A 26,617-nucleotide genomic window follows, 5' to 3' on the forward strand; every position below is an offset into this window, starting at 1 on the left:
AAAAATGCCCCGCGGCGGGCCCCACGGAGCCGTTGCGGTAGGTCGTGGTAAAGGCGCCAGCCGTGGCACGATATCTACAACCGGTTTTCCGTCAGCCAAAAAAAAGCGCCCGCAGGCGCTTTTTTTGTCAGAACAGTTCGTGGGTTTCCCCCCCGCCATCGGTAATGGTGGTGCCGACTTCATGAACCGCCTGCTGGGTAGGCTGAGTGCCCTCAATAAAGTACTCAGCGCGGCTGTTACCGCCGCTGGCCAACTGACCGGTACTGCGGTCAATGTTGACCGTAATAATACCCGGCGGCGGCGTAAGCGGTTCTTCCGGTACGCCTTGCAGCACGTTTTTCATAAAGTCATCCCAGGCCGGCTGAGCGCTTTTGGCGCCGCCTTCATAGCCCGATATCTGATCTTTGATTGCCCCGGAGGCGGTGGTGCGGCCAAGGTCGCGACGGTGGTCATCGAAGCCAATCCATACCGACGTCACCACGCCAGGGCCGTAGCCCGAGAACCACGCATCTTTTGAACTGTTGGTGGTCCCGGTTTTGCCGCCGATATCGTGACGCTGCAGATCGCGTCCCGCTCGCCAGCCGGTGCCCATCCAGCCCGGTTCGCCGAAGATATTAGTGTTCAGGGCGCTTTTAATCAGGAACGCCAGCGGGGTGTTGATCACGTGCGGCGCATACTCCGGTGCGCCACTTTGCGCCACCAGCGACTGGTTCGCCTGCGCCAGCTGCGGCTGCGGAGGAACGCCGGGGTTTTGCGGGTCCTGAGAGGTCGCTACGTCCTCAACGTCTTTGTTCTCGAGCACATCGGACTTCGGCGTATCGCCATAAATCACCGGAATATTGCACTGCGGGCAGGCAATTTTTGGCCGCTCTTCAAAAATGACGCCGCCCTGATCGTTCTCGATTTTGCTGATGAAATAAGGGCTGACCAGGAAACCGCCGTTAGCCATCACCGAATAGCCGCGAGCAACCTGAAGCGGGGTGAAAGACGCGGAGCCCAGCGCCAGCGATTCTGTCCGCACGATGTTCTGCGCCGGGAAGCCGAAGCGCTGGAGATACTCAGCCGCGTAGTCCACGCCCATGGCGCGCATCGCGCGAACCATGACAACGTTCTTTGATTGACCCAGCCCCTGACGCAGGCGGATAGGGCCCGCATACTGCGGCGGGGAGTTTTTTGGCCGCCAGTCGGAGCCGGAGCCGGCATCCCAGCGGGAAATCGGCACATCGTTGAGCATGCTCGCCAGCGTTAAGCCTTTATCCATTGCCGCTGTGTAGAGGAACGGCTTAATGTTAGAACCGACCTGGCGCAGCGCCTGAGTCGCGCGGTTGAACTTGCTCTGGTTGAAATCGAAGCCGCCGACCAGCGCAATGATCGCCCCGTTTTGCGGGTTGATCGATACCAGCGCCGAGTTGACATCAGGCACCTGCGATAGCCACCAGCTGCTACCCACCTGGCGGACCCACACCTGCTGCCCGGCCTGCACCACATCGTTCACTTTACGCGGCGTGGCGCCCTGTTGGGTATCAGAGATAAACCGACGTGCCCAGCGGACGCCTTCCATATTCAGCGACACCGAGGTGCCGTTGCTCATGAGTGCGACGGCTTCCTGCGGGCTTGCCGAAGTGACTACCGCCGGAGAGAGCGGTCCGGTACTCGGGGTTTTTTTCAGGGTATCGAGGATTTTCTGGTTATCCCACGGCGTTTCGCCCACCTTCCACAGCACCTTTTCCGGGCCGCGATAGCCGTGGCGCATATCGTAATCCAGCACGTTATTCCGCACCGCCTGCTGGGCTGCCTGCTGATTTTTACGGGTAATGGTGGTGTAGACGCGATAACCGTCTTCATAAGCCTGCTCGCCGTAGCGGCTGACCATTTCCTGACGCACCATTTCGCTAAGATACGGGGAGGAGAAGGCGATTTCCGGCGTATGGTAGCTGGCGTCAATCGTCTGGCTACGCGCCTGATCGTACTGCGACTGCGTGATGTAGCCTTCGCTCAGCATCCGTGAGAGAACAACGTTGCGGCGGGCGGTTGCGCGATCCATGGAGTAGAGCGGGTTAAACGTCGACGGCGCTTTAGGCAGGCCCGCAATGACCGCCATTTCGCTCAGCGTAAGCTGATCGACGGATTTCCCAAAATAGACCTGCGCGGCCGCGCCGACGCCGTAGGCGCGGTAGCCAAGATAGATTTTGTTCAGGTACAGCTCAAGGATTTCATCTTTATTGAGCAACTGCTCGATGCGGATCGCGAGGAAGGCTTCTTTCACCTTACGCATCAGCGTCTTCTCAGGGCTCAGGAAGAAGTTGCGCGCCAGCTGCTGAGTAATCGTACTGGCGCCCTGCGAGGCGTGGCCGGAGAACATCGCGACGCTGGCCGCGCGGAAAATTCCGACCGGGTCAACGCCATGATGCTCATAAAAACGGCTATCTTCGGTGGCGATAAACGCTTTTATCAGCTCAGGCGGCATTTGCTGCAGCGTGACGGGAATACGGCGTTTTTCGCCATATTGCGCAATCAGCTCGCCATCCGCGCTATAGACCTGCATCGGGATCTGCAGGCGCACATCCTTCAGGGTTGCGACGTCGGGGAGCTGCGGCTCTATATATTTATAGAGACCAAAAATCGAGCCTGCTCCCAGCAGTACGCAACAGACTGCAAGGATAAAAAGATACTTTACGAACTTCACCGGAGATTTCTCATTTAGTTTTCATTGGGCAGTTTATAAACAAACGCGCAGTAGTATAAAGGCAAGCCTGGAGCATTGATATAGCGAAGCATATCGGCGGATAAGGAGATCGTAGGCATGGCTTTTAGAAACTGGCGCATAGGAATGCATATTCAGCAGGACCATATTGCTATCGTCGCGTTATTACTCGAGCGTTCACGCTGGGCGCTACGTCGCTGGTGGAGTATCCCGCTGATGCCCGGCACCGTGCGGCAGGGCATCGTGGTGGACGTTGAGTCGCTGGCCCGCCAGCTGCAGCCCTGGCGGCGGGAGCTGCCTTTGCAGCATCAGGCGTGTATTGCCTTCCCGGCGGCGCGAACGCTGCAAAAGCAGCTTCCGCGCCCGCAGATTTCATTACGAGAAAGCGAGCAGGCGACCTGGATCGCCAGCGCGATGGCGCAGCAGCTGGAAATGCCCGCGTCATCGCTCTGCGTCGATTATGTGGACGCCAGAGCGGCCGATGGCTGGCGGGTCACCGCCGCGCAGCGCCTGGATATTAACGTCCTCGGCCAGCTGGCAAGCCGCCTTAAGCTGAAGGTGGTCGGAATTGTGCCGGACGCCAGCGCGCTTGGCGCCTTTTTCCCCTGGCTGCCCGTCGAGGTTCAGGGGCTGGCGTGGCGTGACGAAACGAGCTGGCTTTGGGCGACCGCCGATAGCTGGGGATGCTGTCCATGCAGCGACGTACCCTCTTTTCCCGGCCTGGTTTCCCGGGTGAACGCCGGAGAGTTTCGCCTTTGCACCTCTGCCTCGCTCGACGGGCAGAATTTTGACGCATGGAGCGCCATTCATCGCCTGCAGCCCCCGCTCCCGGCCCGTGGCGATAGCTTTACCGTTGCCCTCGGCCTGGCGCTGGGAGCGGGTCAGTCATGAGCCACATCGTTAACTTCCTTCCCTGGCGCGAAACGCGTCGACGGCAACGTCTGCGGATGGCAGGACTGCTGATTGTGGGTTTGCTGCTTATTCTGCTTGCGGCGATCCTCGCCTCACGGCTCAACAAACGGGCCAGCCACTCGCTTGAAACGGCGAGGATAAGCGCTGACGACCTGCTTTATAGCGCATTACAGCAGCGTGAACGCGCCATGCGCCAGCGCCTGCAGCAGCAGGAACAACGGCGCCTGCGCTATCTGCGGCGCGAGAGAACCGCCGCCTGGCAGCCAACGTTACAGGCGATAGCGTCGCGTATGCCGGAGCACGCCTGGTTAACGCTGCTGGAATACCGACAGAATACCCTGGTACTGAGCGGACTCACGTTGCATCTAAAGGGGCTGGCTGAGCTTGAAAAGGCGCTGGGGAGCGTTGCCGGCTTTCGTCCGCCAAAGGCGGGAGAAACGCACCGCGACAGCGAAGGGCGCTGGTTATTTCACTTTTCCATGGCCGAAGAGGACGACAATGCAGTGGGACGTTGAACGTTGGCTGACGGGGCGCAAATATCTGTTCATGATATCCGTCGCTCTGGTCCTCATCGCCGTAATCGGGTTCTGGCTACTGCTGCCTCTCCAGGCAGAAACGTCGGCGGGGCGCTCGCCGCAGGTACAGGCGCAGTGGCGAAAACTGCTGCCGCTGCGTAGCGCTTTACAGACCGCCGGCATGGAGGAAGACGCGACCCAGGTTTTTACGCCTATTGATCTTCCGATTGCCGGGGCGACGCTTATCGCCTGGCGGCCAGGGGGCTCCGCAGGCGAGATGCAGCTGGCTGTTGACTGGCAAGCGGTGCCCGCGCTCTTTTCCTGGCTGGCTCGCTGCGGGATGCGCGCTACGGCTTTCTCCCTGCAGCCGGAAAAGCAGGCGTTACGGTTGACCCTGCATCTGGAGGCGGAAGATGCGCCTTAAATGGTGGTGTTGGCTGCTGTTCCCGCTCCCGCTGCTGGCTGAAGAGCGCGATCCGTTTCAGCCCCCGGTGGACCGCTGCCGGACGGCGCAGCTTAGCCAGTGGCGCTACGGCGGTGCTATCGGCGATTCGCTGGCGCTTATGGGTATCGTGCAGGATAGCGCCGGGAAATGGCGTCGCGTGAGGGCGGAGGCGATTTTGCCCACGGGCTGGCGGGTGACGCGCCTGACGCCAGAGAAAATGACAATATCAACCGGTCCTGGGTGTGAACCCGCACAGTGGGTCTGGCTGCGAAAGGGAATAAAGAATAATGCGATGGACAAGCCTGCTGTTTCTGCTCCTGCCGCTGATGGTCGTCGCGGCCAAAAAGGATCTTCCCGTGTCGCTGGTCGTCGATGATGCGCCGGTGTCTCAGGTACTGCAAACGCTGGCGGAGCTGAAGCAAAAAAATCTCGTGGTGGCTCCTGACGTCAGCGGTACGGTATCTCTTCATCTGAAGGAGGTGCCCTGGTTACAGGCGCTGCGCTCGGTTATCGACAGCGCCGGTCTGGCCCTGACTCAGCAAGGTTCGGTCCTGTACGTGCACACTCAGGCGTGGCAAAAGGCGCAGCAACTGCAGCTGGAAGCGGAAAAAGCAAAGCGTCTGCAGAATCTTCCTTTGCAGGGGCATAGCGTGACCTTGCATTATGCGGATGCAGAAGATTTGGCGAAGGCGGGTGAAAAACTGCTCAGCGCTCGCGGGCATATGATGGTCGATAAGCGAACCAACCGCCTGTTGATTCGTGATGATGCCCGGCACCTCCCGGCGTTAAAAGCGTGGGCACGGGAAATGGATGTGCCCGTCGGCCAGGTTGAGCTGGCGGCGCACATCGTCTCAATGAGCGAAACCAGCCTGCGCGAACTAGGCGTTAAGTGGAGCCTGGCCGACGCCAGCAGCCCGCCGGGCTCCGGTAAATTAACCACCTTGAGCAGCAACCTGGCGGTAGGGGATGCCAGCACGAGGGCCGGGTTTAACATCGGCCGCATCAGCGGGCGGCTTCTGGAGCTGGAACTTTCCGCGCTTGAGCAGAAGCAGCAGGTGGACATTATCGCCAGCCCTCGGCTGTTGGCTTCCCATATGCAGCCCGCCAGCATTAAGCAGGGCAGCGAGATACCTTATCAGGTCTCCAGCGGCGAAAGCGGGGCGACCTCCGTTGAGTTTAAAGAGGCGGTGCTGGGGATGGAGGTGACGCCGACGGTGCTGCATCACGATCGCGTGCGTTTAAAACTCAGGATTAGCGAAAATACGCCGGGCCAGGTGCTCAAACAGGAAAATGGTGAAGCGCTGGCTATCGATAAACAAGAAATAGAAACGCAGGTTGAAATGAAAAGCGGCGAGACCCTGGCGTTAGGCGGGATCTTTGCGCAGAAAAATAAAACGTCTCGCGATGGTATTCCTCTCCTTAGCGACATCCCCTGGCTTGGTCAGTTATTTCGCCGTGACGGTAAGGATAACGAACGACGTGAACTGGTTGTCTTCATCACTCCACGTATTCTGGCAGTGCATTAAGCGGGTTTTTCATGCTAAACACGTTTCAGGTGTTTGACGTGAGGACGGATTTAGCATACAAGGGGTACCGATTTGAGAGTCGGGTACGACATCAATCCTCCCTTTCTTGTCCGGTGATTTATTCTGTTGCCAAACCAGCCGGAGTATTGAGATAATTTTTAGTCTGACTCTCGCTCTAATTGCATATGAGGTTTCAGTTCATGTCCTGCTGCGCTGGGTGTCTGCGAAGCGGGTTTACCATTAACGAATAGTCTTAGTAGTACCGAAAAAATGGCAGAGAAACGCAATATCTTTCTGGTTGGGCCTATGGGTGCCGGCAAAAGCACTATTGGGCGCCAGTTAGCCCAACAGCTCAACATGGAATTTTACGATTCCGATCAAGAAATTGAGAAACGCACTGGCGCAGATGTGGGTTGGGTCTTTGATGTAGAAGGCGAAGACGGCTTCCGCGACCGTGAAGAAAAAATCATCAATGAGTTGACGGAAAAACAGGGAATCGTGCTGGCAACCGGCGGTGGCTCTGTAAAATCCCGTGAAACGCGTAACCGTCTCTCCGCCCGCGGCGTGGTGGTCTACCTGGAAACAACTATCGAAAAGCAGCTTGCCCGTACGCAGCGCGATAAAAAGCGTCCTTTGCTGCAGGTTGATGCTCCGCCTCGCGAAGTACTGGAAGCGCTGGCGGATGAACGCAATCCGCTGTACGAAGAGATTGCAGATGTCACTATCCGCACTGACGATCAAAGCGCGAAAGTGGTAGCAAACCAGATTATTCATATGCTGGAAAGCAACTGATTCTGGCTTAATAAAGTGCGTCAGAGTAAAAGCAACTGAGGTGGACGTCGCGTTATGGAGAGGCTTACTGTAACCCTCGGGGAACGTAGTTACCCGATTACCATCGCGGCTGGTTTGTTTAACGATCCAGCTTCCTTCCTGCCACTGAAATCAGGCGACCAGGTCATGCTGGTCACCAATGAAACGCTGGCGCCGCTTTATCTGGATACCGTACGCTCCGTACTTGAGCAAGCGGGCGTAAAAGTCGATAGCGTGATTCTTCCCGACGGCGAGCAGTTTAAAAGCCTGGCGGTGATGGATACCGTTTTTACCGCGCTATTGCAAAAACCACACGGCCGCGACACGACGTTAGTGGCGCTCGGCGGTGGGGTGATTGGTGATTTAACGGGATTTGCAGCGGCCAGCTACCAGCGTGGCGTGCGCTTTATTCAGGTTCCTACCACTCTGCTGTCGCAGGTGGATTCTTCGGTCGGCGGCAAAACGGCCGTCAACCATCCTCTCGGCAAAAACATGATTGGCGCCTTCTGGCAGCCGGTTTCTGTTGTTGTCGATCTTAACTGTCTCAAAACGCTGCCGAAGCGTGAGCTCTCTTCCGGCCTGGCTGAAGTGATCAAGTACGGCGTTATTCTTGACGGCGAATTCTTCGACTGGCTGGAAAATAATATTGATGCATTGCTGGCGCTGGATGAAAAAGCGATGGCGTACTGTATCCGTCGCTGCTGTGAGCTGAAAGCTGAAGTTGTCGCCGCCGACGAGCGCGAAACCGGGTTACGTGCTTTACTCAATCTTGGCCATACTTTTGGTCATGCTATCGAAGCTGAGATGGGCTACGGTAACTGGTTACATGGTGAAGCGGTCGCTGCCGGTATGGTGATGGCGGCGCGTGCATCCGAACGTCTGGGGCGGTTTAATCCGCAGGATACGCAGCGCATTATTCATCTGCTGCAGCGTGCTGGCTTGCCGGTAAGTGGCCCGCAGGAGATGGCAGCAGAGGCGTATTTGCCCCATATGATGCGTGATAAAAAGGTGCTGGCGGGCGAGATGCGGCTGGTGCTACCCCTCGCGATAGGGAAGAGCGAGATACGCGGCGGAGTCCCGCATGATGTTGTTCTTGGCGCGATTGCTGATACTCAGCAGGCGCAACAATAAGAAGGTCTGGCCGCGTTCGCGCGGCGTTATCATTTCGGGTGACGTGCAATAGTCGTGAGCATAAGCCTTTTAGTGGGGTGTTAAATGGATGAATTAAAACCAGAAGACGATATGAAAGCCGATCGCAGCGATCGTCGTACTGGTCGTTCTCGTCAGTCTTCAGAGCGTGATGCCGATCCGCAAATCAATTTTGATGATGTCGAACTTGATGATGCTGACGATGGTCGCCCGACGCGCGGCAGCAAAGCACGCCGTGAGCGCGATGAAGAACAGTATGAAGAATACGAAGAAGAAGTAGAGTCTGACGAAGACGATGACGAAGAGCGTCAGGTTGAGCGTCGTCCTCGTAAGCGTAAGAAGGCGCCTGCGAAACCGGCTTCCCGTCAGTACATCATGATGGGCGTGGGGATCCTCGTTCTGCTGCTGCTGATCGTTGGCGTGGGTTCCGCGCTGAAATCACCATCCTCATCCAGCGAGCAAACGGCTTCCGGCGAGAAGAGCATCAACCTGTCCGGCGAGCAGGACAATAATAATACCCAGCCTGCTGCTCAGGATTCATCAGCGGCAAACAACGCGCAGCCGCAGGATGTTTCTCTGCCGCCTATCGCGTCTAACCCGACTCAAGGTCAGGCGACGGCTGAACCCCAAGGCCAGCAGCGCGTTGAGGTTCAGGGCGATCTGAACAATGCGCTGACCCAGCAGCAGGGTCAGATTGATAGCGCGGTCGCGAATTCTACTCTGCCAACTGAACCAGCCACCGTTGCGCCAGTGCGCAATGGCACCGCGGCCCCGCGCCAGGCGACGACAGAGCGTCAGACGGCGGCGACACCGCGCCCGGCGGAGCGTAAGCATACGGTTATCGAACCGAAACCGCAGGCCACGGCGAAAGCGCCGACCCAGCCGAAGCCGGCAGCGGTCCAGCCTAAGCGTGTCGAAAACGTCGCGACCACGACGCCGGCAGCCGCGCAGCCGACTAAGCCTGCCGCAACTGCCCAGGCCAAACCAGCCGCGACTACCGCGCCTGCTGCGACCGCGACCACTGCGCCAGCAGCAACTGCCGCTGCCGCTGCCGCTCCGGCTGCTACGGCCGCTGCGGGTAAAAGTGCGGGTGACGTCAGTTCGATGAAATCTGCGCCGTCCGGTCACTACACGCTGCAGCTCAGCAGCTCTTCTAACTACAACAACCTCAACAGTTGGGCTAAGAAAGAGAAGCTGGAAAAATATGTTGTCTATGAGACTACGCGTAACGGTCAGCCCTGGTATGTCCTGGTGAGCGGCATCTACGCTTCGAAAGATGAAGCGAAACGTGCTGTTGCTACGCTGCCAGCAGATGTACAGGCAAAAAATCCGTGGGCAAAACCGCTGCATCAGGTTCAGTCTGACCTGAAATAATGCCGCAGTGTAGTCTGAAGCGCAGGATGCTGTCGGAGCTTTCTCCACAGCCGGAGAATGTGTAATTAGTTAGGCAGCATGAAAAAGAATCGCGCTTTTCTGAAATGGGCAGGGGGTAAATACCCCCTGCTTGACGATATTAAGAAGCATTTGCCGCAGGGCGACTGCTTGATTGAGCCTTTTGTGGGCGCCGGGTCGGTATTTCTGAATACCGACTTTTCTCGTTATATCCTCGCTGATATCAATAGTGATTTGATTAGTCTGTATAACATCGTCAAGCTGCGTACCGATGACTATGTTACGGCGGCGCGTGAGATGTTTACGCCAGAGAACAACGTCGCAGAGCAGTATTATCGGTTCCGTGATGAGTTCAACCAGAGTCAGGAACCGCTGCGTCGCGCGGTGCTGTTCCTGTATCTGAATCGTCATGGCTACAATGGCCTGTGTCGCTACAATCTGCGCGGTGAGTTTAACGTGCCGTTTGGTCGCTATAAGAAGCCCTATTTTCCCGAAGCTGAGCTGTATCATTTCGCGGAGAAGGCGCAGCATGCAGAGTTTCATTGTGAATCTTATGAAGAGTGCATGAAGCGGGCAGATAACCGCTCCGTTGTTTACTGCGATCCGCCCTATGCGCCGCTGTCATCAACGGCGAATTTTACGGCTTATCATACGAATAGCTTTAGCCAGGAGCAGCAGGAGCTGCTGGCTAAAAAGGCGGAATCGCTGATGAAAAAGCGCATTCCAGTGCTGATTTCAAACCATCGCACGCCGCTCACTGAGGAGTGGTACAAAAACGCCGCTGAGACGCATATTGTGAAGGTTCGACGCAGCATCAGCAGCAACGGTGGTACACGTAAGAAGGTGGACGAGCTTCTGGCTCTGTACCGTCCGCCCAAGACCAAATAAATTTCAAGGAGATGCGGATGAAGCAGTATTTGATTGCCCCTTCGATTCTGTCGGCTGATTTTGCCCGTCTGGGCGAGGATACCGCCAATGCGTTGGCTGCGGGTGCGGATGTTGTGCACTTTGACGTGATGGACAACCACTACGTGCCGAATCTGACCATTGGTCCGATGGTGCTTAAATCACTGCGAAATTACGGTATCACCGCGCCGATTGATGTGCATTTGATGGTCAAGCCCGTTGACCGCATCGTTCCTGATTTTGCCGCCGCGGGCGCCAGCATCATTACTTTCCATCCGGAAGCTTCTGAACACGTTGACCGCACGCTGCAGCTTATCAAAGAGCACGGCTGTAAAGCCGGTCTGGTGTTTAACCCGGCCACTTCCCTGAGCTACCTCGACTACGTGATGGATAAGCTGGATGTCATCCTGCTGATGTCCGTCAACCCAGGCTTTGGCGGTCAGTCTTTTATTCCGCACACCCTGGAAAAACTGCGTGAAGTTCGTCGTCGCATTGGTGAATCCGGCTACGACATCCGTCTGGAAGTCGACGGCGGCGTAAAAGTCAGCAATATCGCTGAGATTGCCGCAGCCGGTGCGGATATGTTTGTTGCCGGATCGGCCATTTTCGATCAGCCTGACTACAAAAAAGTGGTCGATCAAATGCGTAGCGAATTAGCAAAGGTTAGCCATGGATAAGTTACAAAATATTCGCGGCGTGGCGTTCGATCTCGACGGGACGCTGGTAGACAGCGCGCCGGGATTGACTGCTGCCGTTGATAACGCCCTGTATGCGCTGGAACTGCCGATGGCGGGCGAAGAGCGCGTCGTGACCTGGATTGGCAACGGCGCTGACGTTCTGATCCAGCGGGCTCTGACCTGGGCCCGTCAGGAGCGCGCGGCGCTGAGAGCGGCGCAGGGTAAACCTTCCGTCGATCATGACGATATCCCGCAGGCTGAACAGCAGGCCATTTTGCGCAAGCTGTTCGACCGCTACTATGGCGAAGTGGCGGAAGAGGGGAGCTTTTTGTTTCCCGCCGTTGCCGATACGCTGGGCGCGCTGCACGCAAAGGGTCTGCCGCTGGCGCTGGTAACCAATAAACCGACGCCGTTTGTCGCGCCGATTCTGGCGTCGCTGGATATCGCGAAATATTTTACCGTTGTTATCGGCGGCGATGATGTAAAAAACAAAAAACCGCACCCGGAACCGCTGCTTCTGGTCGCGGAGAAACTGGGGCTGGCACCCGCGGATCTGCTGTTCGTTGGCGACTCGCGCAACGATATTCAGGCCGCGAAGGCCGCGGGCTGCAGCTCGATCGGCCTGACCTACGGCTACAACTACGGCGAGCCGATTTCGCTGAGCGAGCCGGATTATATCTTTGACCAATTTAATGAACTCTTGCCCGCTTTCGGGCTACCGTACAGTGAAACTCAGGAATAAAAAATGACTAAGCCCATCGTTTTTAGTGGCGCACAGCCCTCCGGTGAATTGACCATTGGCAACTATATGGGTGCGCTGCGTCAGTGGGTAAACATGCAGGACGATTACCACTGCATTTACTGCATCGTTGACCAGCACGCGATTACCGTTCGTCAGGACCCGCAGCAGCTGCGTAAGGCCACGCTGGACACGCTGGCGCTGTATCTGGCGTGCGGTATCGACCCGCAAAAAAGCACCATCTTCGTTCAGTCCCACGTGCCGGAGCACGCGCAGCTCGGCTGGGCGCTGAACTGCTACACCTATTTCGGCGAACTGAGCCGTATGACCCAGTTTAAAGACAAGTCATCGCGCTATGCGGAAAACATTAACGCCGGTCTGTTTGACTATCCGGTACTGATGGCTGCCGACATTCTGCTGTATCAGACTAACCTGGTCCCGGTTGGCGAAGACCAGAAACAGCACCTGGAGCTGAGTCGCGATGTCGCCCAGCGTTTCAACGCTATCTACGGCGACGTGTTTAAAGTGCCGGAACCGTTTATTCCAAAATCCGGCGCGCGCGTGATGTCGCTGCTGGAGCCGACCAAAAAGATGTCCAAGTCAGATGATAACCGCAACAACGTTATCGGCCTGCTGGAAGACCCGAAATCGGTGGTGAAGAAGATCAAACGCGCGGTCACCGACTCCGACGAGCCGCCGGTTGTTCGCTACGACATCCAGAACAAAGCGGGCGTCTCGAACCTGCTGGACATCCTCTCTGCCGTTACCGGACAGAGCATTCCAGAGCTGGAGCAGCATTTTGAAGGCAAAATGTACGGTCACCTGAAGGGCGAAGTGGCTGAAGCCGTTTCCGGCATGCTGACCGAACTGCAGGAGCGCTATCACCGATTCCGCGGTGATGAAGCATTCCTCAATCAGGTCATGAAAGAGGGTGCGGAGAAAGCCAGCGCTCGCGCTTCCGTTACCCTGAAAGCGGTTTACGAAGCGATTGGTTTCGTCGCTAAGCCCTGAGCAATTTGCTGGTCTCAGCGCAATAAAAAGCCGGGTGCAATGCATCCGGCTTTTTAATTTGTGAGCGGTTTTGAGCTACATCAGCGTCATTAATGGTTGGAGAACCAGTTTAGCTTATCGCGCAGGCCGACCACGCGGCCGACAATAATCAGCGCCGGGCTGGCCATTTGCTGGGCCAGAATATCCAATTGCTCTAACGTGCCGGTGACAACCTTCTGCGTTATCGCCGTTCCGTTTTCAACGATGGCTGCGGGCATATCCGCCGCCATGCCGTGGGCAATCAGTTTTTCCCGGATCGCCGGAGCCTGGTTCAGGCCCATATAAAACACCAGGGTTTGCTTTTCAACCGCCAGGTTTTCCCAGTCCAGCTCGCCGCCGGTCTTAAGGTGGCCGGTAACCAGGCGCACGCCCTGGGCAAAATCCCGGTGGGTCAGGGGAATGCCCGAGTAGGCGGAACAGCCTGAGGCCGCGGTAATTCCCGGTACAACGGAGAACGGAATACCGGCATGGCACAAGGTTTCCAGCTCTTCGCCGCCGCGGCCAAAGATAAACGGATCGCCGCCTTTTAGTCGTACAACGCGTTTCCCCCCCTGGGCTTCGCGCAGCAGAATCTGGTTAATCTCTTCCTGCGGTACGCAGTGGTAGCCCGAGCGTTTACCCACGAAGACCCGGTCGGCATCGCGGCGCACCAGATTCATGATATCGTCGGAGACCAGGCGGTCATAAACCACGACATCGGCCTGCTGTATTTGCTGCAGGCCTTTGAGGGTCAGCAGTCCGGCGTCGCCGGGGCCGGCGCCCACCAGTACCACTTCACCGCGATGATCCAGCGGCTCGGTCAGCAGCTGCTCCGTGGCGTCAGCGACGGCCTGGCGGTCCTCGTTGGCCAGCGACTGCGCCAGCCTGTCGTTAACAAACAGTTTCTCCCAAAAGCGTCGGCGCTCGCCGACGGTGGCAAACTGTTTCTTTACTCTTGAGCGCAGCTGACCTGCGTAGTGGGCCAACTGGCCTAAATGCAGCGGTAAAACTGATTCCAGCTTTTCGCGCAGCAGGCGCGCCAGAACCGGCGAGGTGCCGCCGGATGAGACGGCCACCATCAGCGGCGAGCGGTCGATAATCGACGGCATAATAAAGCTGGCCTGCTGAGGGGCGTCGACCACGTTACAAAATATTCGCCTTTCTTCCGCTGACGCGCTGACTCGTTGATTAACCGCTTCGTTGTCGGTTGCGGCAATGGCCAGCCAGCAGTTATCCAGCAGAGCAGGATTAAACTCGCCCTGAACCAGGGTCAGCATGTTTGCATCGGCCCATACCTGGAATTGCGGCACAAAATCCAGGGCATTGACCGTTAATCTGGCGCCAGCGTCCAGTAACAGACGAGCTTTACGTTCAGCCACATCGCCGCCGCCGACTAACAGGCAGTCGCGATCGCGTAATTGGCAAAATATAGGCAAATGGTCCACGACATTCCCTCTTAATTATTGGCAGCAGCCTTAGAATCTGGCTATCAGGCTATCTTATTTATCAGGTTGAACCTGGGCAATGTTCAACCTGCCTGCACCGATTACGTCTACTGAGCCAGACTCTTAGTCTCGTTAGTTTTTTCCGGGGCGGGGCGCTCCGATTGCGGCGTAGCATACCAATAACCCAATCCCATAAATACGACACCGGACAAAGTATTGCCGAGTGTTACCCATAACAGATTGTGACCGATTCCCGCAAGCGTGTAGGCATCGCTATGATGGCCAAACCAGGAGAGGGCAAACAGCGTCATATTCGCGACGGAGTGCTCATAGCCGGACGCGATAAACGCCAGCAGACACCACCAGATAGCAATAAATTTTGCCGCGCCTTCGGTACGGATTGCCATCCAGATCGCCAGACACACCAGCCAGTTACACAGTGCGCCTTTGAAAAAGAGCGCCATCGCGGATTGGCTGGTTTTTGCCAGCGCGACGGTGTGGACGAGGCTGGTATCGACCGGCAGCAGGCTGCCGCCGCCCCAGCTATACAGCAGCGCCACGAAAACGGAACCCGCAAGGTTACCCATCCAGGTTTGCGGCAGAATCGCCCACATCTGCCCCTGGCTGATGGTCCCCGCCTTCACGCCCAGGGTCAGGAACATAGTGTGGCCGGTGAACAATTCAGAGCCGGCGATAATCACCAGCGTTAACGCAATGCCAAAGGTGGCGCCCATCACCAGCGGGCGAACGGCAGGGTCGAGCAGGTTGCCGAGGGTGAATATAAGGATGATGCCGAGGCCGACGTAGGCACCCGCCATCATGGCGCTTACCCAGAAGCTGAGTGGATGATTGGCCGAGAGGCGCGCAATGCGCCCGGCGTTGGCCGCGCACTTGTTTATTGTGTCCGTAAACATAGGAGTTCCTTTAGCACCTCATCCCTTGCGCTGGCTCTTGGTTAGCTGCCTTCGCGATGCAGTACAAATGACGTTGTGCCATCAATTGAAGAAAAAAATGCAAAAAAAGGGAGGCGTTGCGCCTCCCGTAAAGTGATTAACCGCGTAGCTGCACGACGCCGTCTTTCACTCGGGCTTCATAGTGCGCCACCGAATGGCTTTCATCTTCCATACACAGGCCGTCGCGCAGGCGGAAGCGCTGCTTTTTCAGCGGACTGGCCACCCACAGTTCGCCCTGATGCTCGGCGATCAGGCCGCGAGACAGGACGCTGGATTCAAAGAACGGGTCGATATTGCTAATCGCAAACACCTGGTCGCCGTGATAGGGGCGGAAAATCGCCACCTGTTTGTCGCCTAACAGCGCGCAGACGCCGGTTTCCGGCAGGATGTCATCGAGTTTGCAGATGTTTTTCCACTGGCTCATGCGTTTTCCTCCACCAGAGTTACCGGGATACGTTCGTAGGGCGCGGCCGGGCGATGCTGTTCACGCTCAGGGACCACCTGGACGTTCGGATCGCGCTTATCGCTGTTGATGAAGTGTTTAAAGCGCACCTGGGCCGCTGGGGTGTTAACGGTTTCCGTCCACTCGCAGACTACCGCTTCACGCAGGCGGGCCATCTCTTCTTCCAGATGTTCGTTCAGGCCCAGCTTGTCGTCGATGATGACCGACTTCAGATAATCGATGCCGCCTTCCAGGTTATCCAGCCACGGCGCGGTACGGGTCAGTTTGTCGGCGGTACGGATGTAGAACATCATGAAGCGGTCGAGGTATTTCATCAGCGTTTCGCGGTCAAGATCCGCTGCCAGCAGATCCGCGTGGCGCGGCTTCATGCCGCCGTTGCCGCAGACGTAAAGGTTCCAGCCTTTCTCAGTGGCGATGATGCCGACGTCTTTACCCTGGGCTTCCGCACATTCGCGGGTACAGCCGGAGACGCCAAACTTCATTTTATGCGGCGTACGAATGCCTTTGTAGCGGTTTTCCAGCTCGACGCCGAAACCCACGCTGTCGCCTACGCCGTAGCGGCACCAGGTGCTGCCTACGCAGGTTTTCGCCATCCGCAGCGCCTTGGCATACGCGTGACCGGTTTCGAAGCCCGCGTCGATCAGCTGACGCCAGATTTCCGGTAGATCGTCTTTTTGCGCGCCGAACAGGCCGATACGCTGAGAGCCGGTGATCTTGGTGTACAGATTAAATTCGCGGGCGATACGGCCGACGGCCACCAGTCCTTCCGGCGTGATTTCGCCGCCCGCAGAGCGCGGGATAACGGAGTAGGTGCCGTCTTTCTGGATGTTGGCCAGGAAGTTGTCGTTGGTATCCTGCAGCGGGGTATGCTGCGGCTTGAGGATATATTCGTTCCAGCAGGAAGCCAGCAGCGAGCCCACGGTCGGTTTACAAACCTCACAGCCGTAGCCTTTACCGTGTTTCGCCAGCAGCTCTTCAAAGGTTTTGATGCCTTCCACCCGGATGAGGTGGAACAGTTCCTGACGGGAGTATGCAAAGTGCTCGCACAGGTTATTGTTAACTTCGATGCCCTGTTTCGCCAGTTCGGCGTTGAGCACCTGAGTCACCAGCGGGATACAGCCGCCGCAGCCGGTACCGGCTTTGGTTTCCGCCTTCAGCGCCGCCACCGTGTGGCAGCCTTTATTAATGGCGGCAATCAATGCGCCCTTGGTGACATCGAAGCAGGAGCAAATTTGCGCGCTGTCCGGCAGTTTATCGACGCCGATGGACGGCTTACCGCTGCCCGCGTGCGCTGGGAGGATCAGCGAGTCGGGGTTTTCCGGCAGTTCTATGGCGTTCAGCACCAGCTGCAGCAGGTTGCCGTAATCGCTGGTATCGCCCACCAGCACCGCGCCGAGCAGGGTCTTGTTGTCAGGGCTGACGATAAGGCGTTTGTAGACCTCTTTGCTTTCGTCGAGGTAAACGTAGCTGCGCGCGCCCGGCGTACGACCGTGAGCGTCGCCAATGCCGCCGACGTCAACGCCCAGCAGCTTCAGCTTGGCGCTGAGATCCGCGCCTTCAAAGGCGTTTTCGGTCTGGAGGATATGGTCAACGGTAACCTGAGCCATTTTGTAGCCCGGGGCGACCAGGCCGTAAACGCGGTTGTTCCAGCTGGCGCATTCACCGATGGCGTAGATATCCGGGTCAGAGGTCTGGCAGGCGTCGTTAATCACGATGCCGCCGCGCGGAGCGACTTCCAGACCGCACTGGGTGGCCAGCTTATCGCGCGGGCGGATACCGGTAGAGAAGACGATAAAGTCGACTTCCAGCTCGCTGCCGTCGGCAAAACGCATGGTTTTACGCGCTTCGGTACCTTCCTGAACGATCTCTTTGGTGTTTTTACTGGTGTGCACGCGCACGCCCATGCTTTCAATCTTGCGACGTAGCTGTTCGCCACCCATCTGATCCAGCTGTTCCGCCATCAGCATGGGTGCGAATTCAATCACGTGGGTCTCAACGCCGAGATTTTTCAGCGCGCCCGCGGCTTCGAGGCCTAACAAACCGCCGCCGACGACCGCGCCGCGTTTGCTGCGGCGGGCGCAGGCTTCAATCGCGTTAAGGTCTTCAATGGTACGATAAACAAAGCAGTCCTGGGTTTCAGAACCTTTAATCGGCGGGATCCACGGATAGGAACCGGTCGCCATAATCAGCTTGTCATAGAAAACGGTACGCCCCGCGCTGGAGTGGATAACCTTCTCCTGGCGGTTGATGGTGATGGCGCGTTCGCCGACCAGCACCTTAACGCCGTGCTTCTCGTAGAAACCTTCCCGTACCAAAGAGAGTTCTTCGGCGGTATGGTGAGAGAAGTAGGAGGAGAGGTGCACGCGGTCGTAGGCGATACGGGGTTCTTCACAGAAGACGGTAATATCGAACAGGCTGGCGTCGGATTTATCAAGAAGGTCCTCAATAAAGCGGTGGCCGACCATACCATTACCAATGATAGCGAGTCTGACTTTGCTCATTTTTGCCTCGATTTCTTTTATATTACCGCCTACCTTAACGATTCAGCCGCGACACTTATTGATGCAAATCAATTACACCTTTACCTACTACTTAAGTGGTATGTTTATGATTTGTCAGTATTTTTATAAGTAACGGAAAACGCTGGCTTTTCCTTTTTGCTTTTTTTATGTACAAAATTAGCAACGGATACCCACGGCGGGTTGAGTAAAACTTCAGCAACAATTACGGGAGTCATCGATATGACAGCAGCGCCGCTTTGGTTAATTGAGAACGTTCGTCTGCCCGATCGCGAAGGGTTATGGCAGATAGCGATAGACAAGGGGCGCTTCGGGGATATCACCCCTATGGGGGAGGCGCGCAAAGAGAATTTTGAAGTGCTGAACGCCCGCGGCGGACTGGCGATCCCCCCTTTTATTGAGCCGCATATCCACCTTGATACGACCCAAACTGCCGGAGAGCCGAACTGGAACCAGTCCGGGACGCTGTTTGAAGGGATTGAGCGTTGGGCGGAGCGTAAGGCTTTATTGAGCCATGAGGACGTTAAAGCCCGCGCGTGGAAGACGCTGAAGTGGCAGATCGCCAACGGCATCCAGTTTGTTCGTACCCACGTTGATGTTTCCGATCCGACGCTGACCGCGCTCAAAGCCATGCTGGAGGTAAAACAGGAGGTCGCGCCGTGGGTCGAGCTGCAGATTGTCGCCTTCCCCCAGGAGGGCATTTTATCCTACCCCAATGGTGAGGCCCTGCTGGAAGAGGCGCTGCGTCTGGGGGCCGACGTGGTGGGCGCGATTCCGCATTTTGAATTTACGCGCGAATATGGCGTGGAATCCCTGCACATCGCTTTCCGTCTGGCGAAAAAGTATCAGCGGCCTCTGGATATCCACTGCGATGAAATTGATGATGAACAGTCGCGGTTCGTTGAAACCGTGGCGGCCCTGGCGTTAAAAGAGGGGATAGGTCCGCAAGTAACCGCCAGCCATACCACCGCGATGCACTCCTACAATGGCGCCTATACGTCACGTCTTTTTCGTTTGCTGAAGCTCTCCGGCATTAACTTCGTCGCTAACCCGCTGGTCAATATTCACCTCCAGGGACGCTTTGACGACTATCCGAAGCGTCGCGGTATCACGCGCGTGAAGGAGCTGATGGCGGCGGGCATTAACGTCTGCTTTGGCCATGACGATGTATTTGACCCCTGGTATCCGCTGGGGACCGGCAATATGCTGCAGGTGCTGCACATGGGCCTGCACGTTTGCCAGATGATGGGCTATCAGCAGATTAACGAGGGACTGAAGCTGGTCACGGAAAATAGCGCGCGCACGTTTGGCCTGAGCGATTACGGTATTGCGAAGGGGAACACGGCGAATCTGGTGATTCTGCCCGCGGAAAACGGGTTTGAGGCCGTGCGTTGTCAGGTTCCGGTGCGTTGGTCAATCCGCCAGGGGAGAGTCATTGCCACCACGCAGCTGGCGCAAACCTGGGTTCAGATGGATCGGGGCGGGGAGGAGCTGTTCTTTACCCGAAATAGCCCCTTTGCCGGAACAAAGGGGCCTGAGGCTTAGTGCGATTCCGCTGCCGCGTTGTTCTGACGGTGGCGGGAGACGAAGCCGAGGATCAGACACATCACAAACACCACGGCATAGAGGCCGTTAGCGGTATGCAGCGCTGCCAGCGGACCGCTGGCGGCAACGATAGGGCCGGTCACGACGAAAGTCAGCATGGTACCCACGGTGCCGCAGGTCAGAATGAAGTTCACCAGCTTCGGCGACGACACTCGGGTTTGCTGTGAACCCAGGGTGATGATCGACGTATAGATGGCGCTGGAGAAGAAGCCGAGGGTCAGAATAAACCACGGCATATGCTCCGGCGAACCGTTGATAAACAGATACATCAGTACCGTCGCTACGCCCGCCAGTACGGTCAGAATGCGCTGCAGGTCGAAGAAGCGCAGGATGAAGCTGAAAGACCACATGCCGATCATGTACGACATCCAGAAATCGCTCACCAGTTTACCCGCGTCGCCAAGACTCATGCCCAGGCCTTTGGCGTATTCCGGCACCCAGGAGATGAAGCCCAGCTGACCGAGGATGTAGCATAGCGCAGCGATGGAGAGGAACAGCACGCCGATACCCCATTTCTCTTTCACTACCGGCTGGCTATCCTGCAGGGCTTTTTTGCCCAATACCGGGAATTCGCAGCCGAAGGTCAGAATGAAAATAGCGACGTAGACCAGGCCGATGCAGGCATAAACCCAGTACCATTCGATGCTGCGCGCCAGCAGATAAGCGGCCAGCATCGGGAAGATCATCCCCGCCATGCTGAAGAAGGAGTCGGTGAACAGCAGACGCGCCCCGCGCTGACGGCCTTCATACATATGGGTGATCAGGAAGGTACCAATCGACATGGTAATCCCGCTGACCAGGCCAAGCACGAACATCGAAGCGGAAAACAGCGTCAGGCTGTGGCTGAACATTAAACCCGCGACGGCCAGAACCATCAGGATAAAGCCAAAACGCAGCTGGGTTTTCAGCGGAACAATTTCCATCAGCCAGGCGTTCAGGAAGATAGAGATCAGGATACCGGCATTAAGGAAAGTAAAGGTGTTGCTCATACTGGAAACGGGCAGATGAAAATAATCTGCGATATTTCCCATCACCATCCCGGTGACAATCACCAACGCGCCGGTCAGGGCGTAGGAGAAGAAGCTGATCCATGTGAGCTTGATACGATTGCTGTTAGTCATGACTGGCCTGTGAATAGAAATGTAAAGCGCGTTGACTCTGCGCCGGGCGGACAGATTTTATGCGTTAGCGTGATTCAAGCAAACGTTTATTCTGAAATTTATATCTTTTTGCAATTCTTAGTGTGACTCATATCACATTTATCTATTTGGCCGATCGCCAGGCCCACCGTTACAACTGTTTCAGCTAAGTAAAATTAGGTAAAAGGCTGGCCCAGGATGCAAAGGCTCTTTAGAATCAAAGCACTCGGTTTTTATTCTGCTCCGTTAAGGAATTTCCATGCTCAAATCAACTCTCGCGGCGGTGGCTGCCGTTTTCGCCATTTCAGCATTCTCCCCGGCCATGGCGGCAAAAGGGGATCCCCATGTGTTGCTGACCACGTCTGCGGGCAATATTGAGCTTGAGCTGAATAGCCAGAAAGCACCGATCTCGGTGGATAACTTCCTCAAGTACGTGAACAGCGGCTTTTATAACAACACCACTTTTCACCGGGTGATCCCGGGCTTTATGGTGCAGGGCGGCGGCTTTAACGAGCAGATGCAGCAGAAACAGCCTAATCCACCGATTAAAAACGAAGCCGACAACGGCCTGCGCAATACGCGTGGCACCATCGCCATGGCGCGTACCGCCGATCAGGACAGCGCCACCAGCCAGTTCTTTATCAATATTGCGGATAACGCCTTCCTCGATCATGGCCAGCGTGATTTTGGCTATGCGGTGTTTGGTAAAGTCGTTAAAGGTATGGACGTGGCGGATAAGATTTCTCAGGTGCCGACCCATAACGTTGGGCCGTATCAGAATGTACCGTCCAAACCTATCGTGATCCTTTCCGCAAAAGTTCTGCCGTAATTTTATTTTGCGCGGGTAACCCGTACCCGCGCAGCCCCCGCTTCCCTGCGAAATCGTTTTTTGCCGCTTATACTTGTGGCAACTGCGGACGCGTCAGGGAGGTGTTAAATGAAAAAGCTCACCGAAAAACAGAAATCCCGTCTCTGGGAGGATCGACGTAACGTGAATTTTCAGGCCAGCCGACGGCTGGAGGGCGTCGATGTTCCGCTGATAACCCTTACCCCCGAAGAAGCCCTGGCGCGCATTGCGGCGTTAAGGAGTCACTATGAGCGATAAATTTGGCGAGGGGCGGGACCCCTATCTCTACCCCGGTCTTAAGGTGATGCGCAACCGCCTGGGAATTCGCCAGGCTCAGCGACTTGAGCAGGCGGCGTGGGAGCTGACCGCCTTACGCGCGGCAACCATTGAACTCGGGCCGTTGGTGCGGGGATTGCCTCATCTCTGCGCTATTCATCGCCAGCTCTATCAGGATGTCTTCGACTGGGCAGGGCAGCTGCGTGAAGTGGATATCTATCAGGGCGACACCCGTTTCTGCCATTTTGCCTATATCGAAAAAGAGGGAAACGCGCTGCTTCAGGATCTTGAAGAGGAAGGTTATCTGGTGGGCCTCGCGCAGGATAAATTCATTGAACGTCTTGCTCATTACTACTGCGAAATTAACGTCCTGCATCCTTTCCGTCTCGGTAACGGCATGGCGCAACGCATTTTCTTTGAGCAGCTGGCTATCCATGCGGGCTATACGCTGGATTGGCGCGATATTGCGGTCGATGCGTGGAACCAGGCCAACCAGAGCGGAGCGATGGGCGACCTTTCTCCACTGCGGACGATATTTCGCAAAGTGGTAAGCGAAGCGACGGAAACTGAGTAGAATAGCGCGGTTCTTTGTTCCCGGAGCCGCTATGATCCTGCTTATCGATAACTACGATTCTTTCACCTGGAATTTGTACCAGTATTTCTGCGAACTTGGGGCGGAAGTGCTGGTCAGGCGTAACGACGAGCTGACGTTAGCGGACATTATTTCCCTGGCGCCAGCGAAAATCGTTATCTCGCCGGGCCCCTGTACGCCGGATGAGTCCGGGATTTCACTGGCGGCGATCCGCCATTTTTCCGGCCAAACGCCGATCTTAGGCGTTTGCCTCGGCCATCAGGCCATCGCCCAGGTTTTCGGCGCCGCTATCGTACGAGCCGCCAAAGTCATGCACGGGAAAACGTCCCCCGTCAGCCATACCGGCCAAGGGGTGTTCCTTGGACTGAATAACCCGCTTACGGTGACCCGCTACCACTCCCTGCTCATTGATCCGCTAACGCTGCCTGAATGCTTTGAGGTGACCGCCCGCAGCGAGGAGGGAGAGATCATGGGCATTCGCCACCGCGTGTTCGATCTCGAGGGCGTGCAGTTTCATCCGGAGAGTATTCTCAGCGAGCAGGGCCACCAGCTGCTGGCAAACTTCCTCAATCGGTGATTTGTAGTTGCCATGAGTTGATTTTTTATGCATATTTTGTGATTAGATTATCATAATCATTGCTGCATAACGTAAAGGATGGGCACCACATGGCAACTGAACAACCGGCAATCACCCGCGCTACATTCGATGAGGTCATTTTGCCGATTTATGCACCGGCAGAATTTATTCCGGTGAAGGGTAAGGGAAGCCGGGTATGGGATCAGCAGGGTAAAGAGTACGTTGATTTCGCCGGTGGGATTGCCGTGACCGCGCTCGGTCATTGCCATCCGGCGCTGGTGGCGGCACTGCATGAGCAGGGTGAAAAGCTGTGGCATACCAGCAACGTTTTTACCAACGAACCGGCCCTGCGACTCGGGCGGAAGCTGGTGGATGCGACTTTTGCCGATCGCGTCGTGTTTATGAACTCCGGTACGGAAGCTAACGAAACGGCTTTCAAGCTGGCTCGCCATTACACCGTGACCCGCCATAGCCCGTACAAAACCAAAATCATCGCTTTCCATAATGCGTTTCACGGTCGCTCGCTTTTCACCGTCTCCGTCGGCGGTCAGCCGAAATATTCCGACGGGTTTGGGCCGAAACCGGCCGATATCGTTCACGTGCCGTTTAACGATTTACACGCGGTGAAAGCCGTGATGGACGATCATACCTGCGCGGTGGTGGTCGAGCCGATTCAGGGTGAAGGCGGAGTGACGGCGGCGACGCCGGAATTCCTGCAAGGATTGCGCGATCTCTGCGACCAGCACCAGGCACTGCTGGTGTTTGATGAAGTACAGTGCGGTATGGGGCGTACAGGCTCGCTGTTTGCCTATATGCACTACGGCGTGACGCCGGATATTCTGACCAGCGCCAAGGCGCTTGGCGGCGGCTTCCCTATCAGCGCGATGCTGACCACCCATGATATCGCCAGCGCTTTCCACGCCGGTTCTCACGGCTCAACCTACGGCGGTAACCCCCTGGCCTGCGCGGTCGGCGGAGCGGCCTTCGATCTGATTAACACGCCGGAAGTGCTGGACGGCGTCACCGCGAAGCGCGAGCTGTTTGTTGAGCACCTTCAGCGCATTGACGCGCGGTTCGATCTGTTCAGCGATATTCGCGGCATGGGTCTGCTTATCGGCGCCGAGCTGAAGCTGCAGTATCACGGGAAGGCGCGCGATTTCCTCTACGCCGCCGCAGAGGCGGGCGTCATGGTGCTCAATGCCGGACCGGACGTGATGCGCTTCGTACCGTCGCTGGTGATTGATGATAGCGATATTGCTGAAGGCATGGCGCGCTTTGCCCTGGCGGTTGAGCGGGTGCTTAGCGCTTAGTGGCGCGCAGCCAGATGCCATGATGCGGACGCTGACGCCATGCCACCGATGAAATGGTGTGCATGGTGTTCAGATGCCCGAGGATGCGCTGCAAATGCTGCTCCATCGTACTGAGCGGGCCGCGAGGAACCTCCGCATCCTGCGCCTCCATAATGTTCACATCCCCCGCGCTGCCCGGCCCGTCGGAATCCAGCCGCTGCTGGCAGCGCTGGAGCGCAATCTCGCAGGATTCCAGATAACGCTGCGCCAGATCCGGCGTCAGCATATTGTGCTCGCGCGCCAGAGTGGTCATCGCGTTAATATGCTCGACAATAAACTGGCTGTGGGTCACCCACAGCTTCATGTCTTCCAGATAGTGCGAGTTAAAGCCGGGTTCCTGCATCGCCTGATTCAGCGAGTTAAACAGCGCGTTATGCGCCTGATTAACGCGCATGCGCTGGTAGGCCAGCGCCGGGGCCTGATGATCGTCGCTGAGGATCAGCCTGAGCGCTTCCTGATCGGCTTCCAGCGCATCGTGGGCATTTTTGCGCAGCAGCCCGCTTTGCCACTGCGGCCATAGCCAGACCATTCCGCCGAAGGCGATCAGACAGCCAATCAGCGTATCAATCAGTCTGGCGATGATAAACTGCTCGCCGTTCAGAGTGAGCAGCTGCAGAGTGTACACCGCCGTCACCGTAAACCCGACCATCGCCCAGCCGTAGTGCTTGCGGATAATCAGATAGCTTAACAGCGTGATGAACAGCATCGCGGTCAGCGTATAGCCTTCAGGAACGTGAAAGTGCAGCGTGAGCCCGGCAATGACCAGTCCCGCAATGGTTCCGGCAGCCCGATGGACGATACGTACCCGGGTTGCGCCGTAGCCGTTTTGCGTCACGAACAGCACGGTCATCAGGATCCAGTAGGGCTTAGGCAGATGCAGCGCGCTGCCCATCAGGCTGGCGACGCTCAGCATCACGCTGATACGCGCCGCGTTTCGTAACGCCGGCGACTTAAGCGACAGATAGTTTTTCAACGCGGGCAGCAGCGGCAGGCGGCGGGTTTTATCCGCCATCAGGTTACGCGCGTATAGCGGGCGCTGGGTGCGCAGAACCCTGGCAATGCGGCTGAAGTGCCAGGCGCAGAACTGGCCAACCGGATTATCCGGATGCTGCCAGGCGATTTTTTCCAGCGCGCCGATCTGTTTATCCATCTGAAAGCGCTGAGGATAACGGTGGTAGAGGAGATCGTCCGCCAGCTCCCGCAGGCGGGCGGCAACGGTTTGCGCGTTCCAGCGAATCACCGCTTCCGCGTGGCTGCGCTCCACCAGTTTCTGCACCTCTTCCGGCTGATGAAGACTGACGGAAATATGTTCCTGAAGGTCCAGTCCAACCTGGAAAGCGCGCAGCAGGCGTTTGTGATCGCTGCGCTGGTTAGCCGCCAGCATATGCATCTGCTGATAGCACTGGGTAATCAGATCCACCACCTTCTGCTGGCGGTTGAGCAGCGGCGGCAGCGATGTGGCGGGGTCCGTATGCTGGGTAAGCAGACTGTATTTGGCCTCGCAGTAGTTGGCCAGCTCCCGGTAGAGCAGGCTTAATGATTCACGCAGCGGCTGTTCGCGCCACAGCCAAAACCAGAACCAGTTAAACACGCCATACCATAAGGTGCCCATGGCGTAGATTAACAGCGGCTCCCAGATAGGCATATTGCCAGCGAGACTGAGGGTAAAAATAGCCGCGATAAGCGAGGCGGGCAGCAGCCGAGCGTGCAGGGAGCTGATTTCGGCGGTGACGCCGAGGATGAGCGCCAGACCCGTGAGGATCAGCGGCAAAGGGATGTCTCGCTGCAGAAGGAGCTGAACGATCAGGCTACAGCCGGCAAACAGGCTGCCGCCGATAATCAGGCGTTTAAAGAAGCGTTTATGCGGCGTATCCAGCCCGGCAACGTTGCAGCAGGCGGGAACAAGAGAAAACAGCAGCCCCTGCTGGAGATGACCGAGCAGAAGCCCAATCGCAACCGGCAGACACAACACCAGCGTTTGCCGCAGTGCATAGTTGACTTCCGGGTGGTAAATCAGCCTGCGCCACATGAGGGGAAAACAAAAACGG

At 56.8% G+C, this 26,617-nt stretch carries 25 protein-coding genes; 18 read left to right on the forward strand and 7 right to left on the reverse strand.

The window, feature by feature from the left end; translation table 11 throughout:
* Positions 1-127: 127 nt before the first annotated feature.
* A complete protein-coding gene (mrcA, locus tag ABLU87_RS09515) occupies positions 128-2,686 on the reverse strand; it encodes a peptidoglycan glycosyltransferase/peptidoglycan DD-transpeptidase MrcA (RefSeq protein WP_009654857.1) in 2,559 nt (852 codons plus the stop codon).
* A 117-nt stretch (positions 2,687-2,803) separates the two neighbouring features.
* On the opposite strand from mrcA, the gene ABLU87_RS09520 reads away from it, so the two are divergent.
* The 12 genes from ABLU87_RS09520 to trpS all read left to right on the forward strand — a co-directional run bounded on the left by ABLU87_RS09520 (position 2,804) and on the right by trpS (position 12,786).
* Positions 2,804-3,595, forward strand: coding sequence for a pilus assembly protein (locus tag ABLU87_RS09520; RefSeq protein WP_109241033.1), 792 nt, complete (start codon positions 2,804-2,806; stop codon positions 3,593-3,595).
* Positions 3,592-4,131 (forward strand): PilN domain-containing protein, encoded by a 540-nt coding sequence (locus ABLU87_RS09525; RefSeq protein ID WP_122116813.1) that lies wholly within the window; start codon positions 3,592-3,594, stop codon positions 4,129-4,131. The genes ABLU87_RS09520 and ABLU87_RS09525 overlap by 4 nt, the downstream gene beginning before the upstream one ends.
* Positions 4,115-4,555, forward strand: a complete 441-nt coding sequence (locus tag ABLU87_RS09530) for a hypothetical protein (RefSeq protein ID WP_025107843.1) — start codon at positions 4,115-4,117, stop codon at positions 4,553-4,555. The genes ABLU87_RS09525 and ABLU87_RS09530 overlap by 17 nt, the downstream gene beginning before the upstream one ends.
* A complete protein-coding gene (locus ABLU87_RS09535) occupies positions 4,545-4,952 on the forward strand; it encodes a HofP DNA utilization family protein (RefSeq protein WP_014839685.1) in 408 nt (135 codons plus the stop codon). The genes ABLU87_RS09530 and ABLU87_RS09535 overlap by 11 nt, the downstream gene beginning before the upstream one ends.
* Positions 4,861-6,102, forward strand: a complete 1,242-nt coding sequence (gene hofQ, locus ABLU87_RS09540) for a DNA uptake porin HofQ (protein WP_032719989.1) — start codon at positions 4,861-4,863, stop codon at positions 6,100-6,102. Before ABLU87_RS09535 ends, hofQ begins: the two co-directional genes overlap by 92 nt.
* Positions 6,103-6,372: 270 nt before the next feature.
* Complete coding sequence (gene aroK / locus ABLU87_RS09545; RefSeq protein ID WP_004106441.1) at positions 6,373-6,894, forward strand: shikimate kinase AroK; 522 nt, start codon at positions 6,373-6,375, stop codon at positions 6,892-6,894.
* A 54-nt stretch (positions 6,895-6,948) separates the two neighbouring features.
* On the forward strand, positions 6,949-8,043 hold the full coding sequence (gene aroB, locus ABLU87_RS09550) for a 3-dehydroquinate synthase (protein WP_004854923.1): 1,095 nt from the start codon (positions 6,949-6,951) through the stop codon (positions 8,041-8,043).
* 84 nt (positions 8,044-8,127) lie between these two features.
* The gene (gene damX / locus ABLU87_RS09555) at positions 8,128-9,435 is read left to right on the forward strand and encodes a cell division protein DamX (protein ID WP_064406490.1); all 1,308 of its coding nucleotides are present in this window, start codon (positions 8,128-8,130) and stop codon (positions 9,433-9,435) included.
* Between the two features lie 78 nt (positions 9,436-9,513).
* Positions 9,514-10,341, forward strand: a complete 828-nt coding sequence (dam, locus tag ABLU87_RS09560) for an adenine-specific DNA-methyltransferase (RefSeq protein ID WP_025107840.1) — start codon at positions 9,514-9,516, stop codon at positions 10,339-10,341.
* A 17-nt stretch (positions 10,342-10,358) separates the two neighbouring features.
* Positions 10,359-11,036, forward strand: a complete 678-nt coding sequence (gene rpe, locus ABLU87_RS09565) for a ribulose-phosphate 3-epimerase (protein WP_122117139.1) — start codon at positions 10,359-10,361, stop codon at positions 11,034-11,036.
* On the forward strand, positions 11,029-11,778 hold the full coding sequence (gene gph / locus ABLU87_RS09570; RefSeq protein WP_025107839.1) for a phosphoglycolate phosphatase: 750 nt from the start codon (positions 11,029-11,031) through the stop codon (positions 11,776-11,778). Before rpe ends, gph begins: the two co-directional genes overlap by 8 nt.
* A 3-nt stretch (positions 11,779-11,781) precedes the next feature.
* On the forward strand, positions 11,782-12,786 hold the full coding sequence (gene trpS, locus ABLU87_RS09575) for a tryptophan--tRNA ligase (RefSeq protein WP_122117140.1): 1,005 nt from the start codon (positions 11,782-11,784) through the stop codon (positions 12,784-12,786).
* Positions 12,787-12,875: 89 nt separating this feature from the next.
* On the opposite strand, the gene cysG is transcribed toward trpS, so the two are convergent.
* From cysG to nirB, 4 genes are all read right to left on the reverse strand, one after another.
* Complete coding sequence (gene cysG / locus ABLU87_RS09580) at positions 12,876-14,249, reverse strand: siroheme synthase CysG (protein WP_004854905.1); 1,374 nt, start codon at positions 14,247-14,249, stop codon at positions 12,876-12,878.
* Between the two features lie 107 nt (positions 14,250-14,356).
* A complete protein-coding gene (gene nirC / locus ABLU87_RS09585; RefSeq protein ID WP_032751537.1) occupies positions 14,357-15,163 on the reverse strand; it encodes a nitrite transporter NirC in 807 nt (268 codons plus the stop codon).
* Between the two features lie 136 nt (positions 15,164-15,299).
* On the reverse strand, positions 15,300-15,626 hold the full coding sequence (gene nirD, locus ABLU87_RS09590) for a nitrite reductase small subunit NirD (RefSeq protein ID WP_004854898.1): 327 nt from the start codon (positions 15,624-15,626) through the stop codon (positions 15,300-15,302).
* The gene (nirB, locus tag ABLU87_RS09595) at positions 15,623-18,166 is read right to left on the reverse strand and encodes an NADPH-nitrite reductase large subunit (RefSeq protein ID WP_032751535.1); all 2,544 of its coding nucleotides are present in this window, start codon (positions 18,164-18,166) and stop codon (positions 15,623-15,625) included. The genes nirD and nirB overlap by 4 nt, the downstream gene beginning before the upstream one ends.
* A 240-nt stretch (positions 18,167-18,406) precedes the next feature.
* Here nirB and ABLU87_RS09600 point away from each other — a divergent pair, with 240 nt between their 5' ends.
* Positions 18,407-19,729: a cytosine deaminase gene (locus tag ABLU87_RS09600; RefSeq protein ID WP_064357744.1), complete on the forward strand. Its 1,323-nt coding sequence runs from the start codon at positions 18,407-18,409 to the stop codon at positions 19,727-19,729.
* Here ABLU87_RS09600 and tsgA read toward each other — a convergent pair.
* The gene (gene tsgA / locus ABLU87_RS09605; RefSeq protein WP_122117141.1) at positions 19,726-20,910 is read right to left on the reverse strand and encodes an MFS transporter TsgA; all 1,185 of its coding nucleotides are present in this window, start codon (positions 20,908-20,910) and stop codon (positions 19,726-19,728) included. The two genes, ABLU87_RS09600 and tsgA, sit on opposite strands and share 4 nt — an antisense overlap.
* Before the next feature lie 277 nt (positions 20,911-21,187).
* On the opposite strand from tsgA, the gene ppiA reads away from it, so the two are divergent.
* The 5 genes from ppiA to ABLU87_RS09630 all read left to right on the forward strand — a co-directional run bounded on the left by ppiA (position 21,188) and on the right by ABLU87_RS09630 (position 24,530).
* Positions 21,188-21,757 (forward strand): peptidylprolyl isomerase A, encoded by a 570-nt coding sequence (gene ppiA / locus ABLU87_RS09610; RefSeq protein WP_004854889.1) that lies wholly within the window; start codon positions 21,188-21,190, stop codon positions 21,755-21,757.
* A gap of 108 nt (positions 21,758-21,865) precedes the next feature.
* A complete protein-coding gene (locus ABLU87_RS09615; protein ID WP_004854887.1) occupies positions 21,866-22,033 on the forward strand; it encodes a YhfG family protein in 168 nt (55 codons plus the stop codon).
* Entirely contained in the window at positions 22,023-22,625 is a 603-nt protein-coding gene (locus ABLU87_RS09620) for a putative adenosine monophosphate-protein transferase Fic (RefSeq protein ID WP_009654847.1), read from the forward strand. The genes ABLU87_RS09615 and ABLU87_RS09620 overlap by 11 nt, the downstream gene beginning before the upstream one ends.
* 31 nt (positions 22,626-22,656) lie before the next feature.
* Positions 22,657-23,220, forward strand: coding sequence for an aminodeoxychorismate synthase component 2 (gene pabA / locus ABLU87_RS09625; protein ID WP_014227049.1), 564 nt, complete (start codon positions 22,657-22,659; stop codon positions 23,218-23,220).
* Positions 23,221-23,309: 89 nt separating this feature from the next.
* Entirely contained in the window at positions 23,310-24,530 is a 1,221-nt protein-coding gene (locus tag ABLU87_RS09630) for an aspartate aminotransferase family protein (protein WP_116280689.1), read from the forward strand.
* On the opposite strand, the gene ABLU87_RS09635 is transcribed toward ABLU87_RS09630, so the two are convergent.
* Positions 24,520-26,598, reverse strand: coding sequence for a YccS/YhfK family putative transporter (locus ABLU87_RS09635; RefSeq protein WP_064357747.1), 2,079 nt, complete (start codon positions 26,596-26,598; stop codon positions 24,520-24,522). The two genes, ABLU87_RS09630 and ABLU87_RS09635, sit on opposite strands and share 11 nt — an antisense overlap.
* Positions 26,599-26,617: the final 19 nt, after the last annotated feature.

Origin of the sequence: Klebsiella sp. CB_Kp196 (genome assembly GCF_040061575.1) — a bacterium.
Classification (GTDB): Bacteria; Pseudomonadota; Gammaproteobacteria; order Enterobacterales; family Enterobacteriaceae; genus Klebsiella; species Klebsiella michiganensis.

Excerpts from the sequence above, each read along its gene's own strand:
- dam (WP_025107840.1), top strand. The coding sequence starts at position 9,514 with ATGAAAAAGAATCGCGCTTTTCTGAAATGGGCAGGGGGTAAATACCCC.
- ppiA (WP_004854889.1), top strand. The coding sequence starts at position 21,188 with ATGCTCAAATCAACTCTCGCGGCGGTGGCTGCCGTTTTCGCCATTTCA.
- ABLU87_RS09615 (WP_004854887.1), top strand. The coding sequence starts at position 21,866 with ATGAAAAAGCTCACCGAAAAACAGAAATCCCGTCTCTGGGAGGATCGA.
- damX (WP_064406490.1), top strand. The coding sequence starts at position 8,128 with ATGGATGAATTAAAACCAGAAGACGATATGAAAGCCGATCGCAGCGAT.
- nirD (WP_004854898.1), bottom strand. The coding sequence starts at position 15,626 with ATGAGCCAGTGGAAAAACATCTGCAAACTCGATGACATCCTGCCGGAA.
- trpS (WP_122117140.1), top strand. The coding sequence starts at position 11,782 with ATGACTAAGCCCATCGTTTTTAGTGGCGCACAGCCCTCCGGTGAATTG.
- rpe (WP_122117139.1), top strand. The coding sequence starts at position 10,359 with ATGAAGCAGTATTTGATTGCCCCTTCGATTCTGTCGGCTGATTTTGCC.
- pabA (WP_014227049.1), top strand. The coding sequence starts at position 22,657 with ATGATCCTGCTTATCGATAACTACGATTCTTTCACCTGGAATTTGTAC.
- ABLU87_RS09600 (WP_064357744.1), top strand. The coding sequence starts at position 18,407 with ATGACAGCAGCGCCGCTTTGGTTAATTGAGAACGTTCGTCTGCCCGAT.
- gph (WP_025107839.1), top strand. The coding sequence starts at position 11,029 with ATGGATAAGTTACAAAATATTCGCGGCGTGGCGTTCGATCTCGACGGG.
- aroK (WP_004106441.1), top strand. The coding sequence starts at position 6,373 with ATGGCAGAGAAACGCAATATCTTTCTGGTTGGGCCTATGGGTGCCGGC.
- nirC (WP_032751537.1), bottom strand. The coding sequence starts at position 15,163 with ATGTTTACGGACACAATAAACAAGTGCGCGGCCAACGCCGGGCGCATT.
- ABLU87_RS09520 (WP_109241033.1), top strand. The coding sequence starts at position 2,804 with ATGGCTTTTAGAAACTGGCGCATAGGAATGCATATTCAGCAGGACCAT.
- ABLU87_RS09630 (WP_116280689.1), top strand. The coding sequence starts at position 23,310 with ATGGCAACTGAACAACCGGCAATCACCCGCGCTACATTCGATGAGGTC.
- aroB (WP_004854923.1), top strand. The coding sequence starts at position 6,949 with ATGGAGAGGCTTACTGTAACCCTCGGGGAACGTAGTTACCCGATTACC.
- ABLU87_RS09635 (WP_064357747.1), bottom strand. The coding sequence starts at position 26,598 with ATGTGGCGCAGGCTGATTTACCACCCGGAAGTCAACTATGCACTGCGG.
- ABLU87_RS09530 (WP_025107843.1), top strand. The coding sequence starts at position 4,115 with ATGCAGTGGGACGTTGAACGTTGGCTGACGGGGCGCAAATATCTGTTC.
- nirB (WP_032751535.1), bottom strand. The coding sequence starts at position 18,166 with ATGAGCAAAGTCAGACTCGCTATCATTGGTAATGGTATGGTCGGCCAC.
- ABLU87_RS09620 (WP_009654847.1), top strand. The coding sequence starts at position 22,023 with ATGAGCGATAAATTTGGCGAGGGGCGGGACCCCTATCTCTACCCCGGT.
- tsgA (WP_122117141.1), bottom strand. The coding sequence starts at position 20,910 with ATGACTAACAGCAATCGTATCAAGCTCACATGGATCAGCTTCTTCTCC.
- ABLU87_RS09535 (WP_014839685.1), top strand. The coding sequence starts at position 4,545 with ATGCGCCTTAAATGGTGGTGTTGGCTGCTGTTCCCGCTCCCGCTGCTG.
- ABLU87_RS09525 (WP_122116813.1), top strand. The coding sequence starts at position 3,592 with ATGAGCCACATCGTTAACTTCCTTCCCTGGCGCGAAACGCGTCGACGG.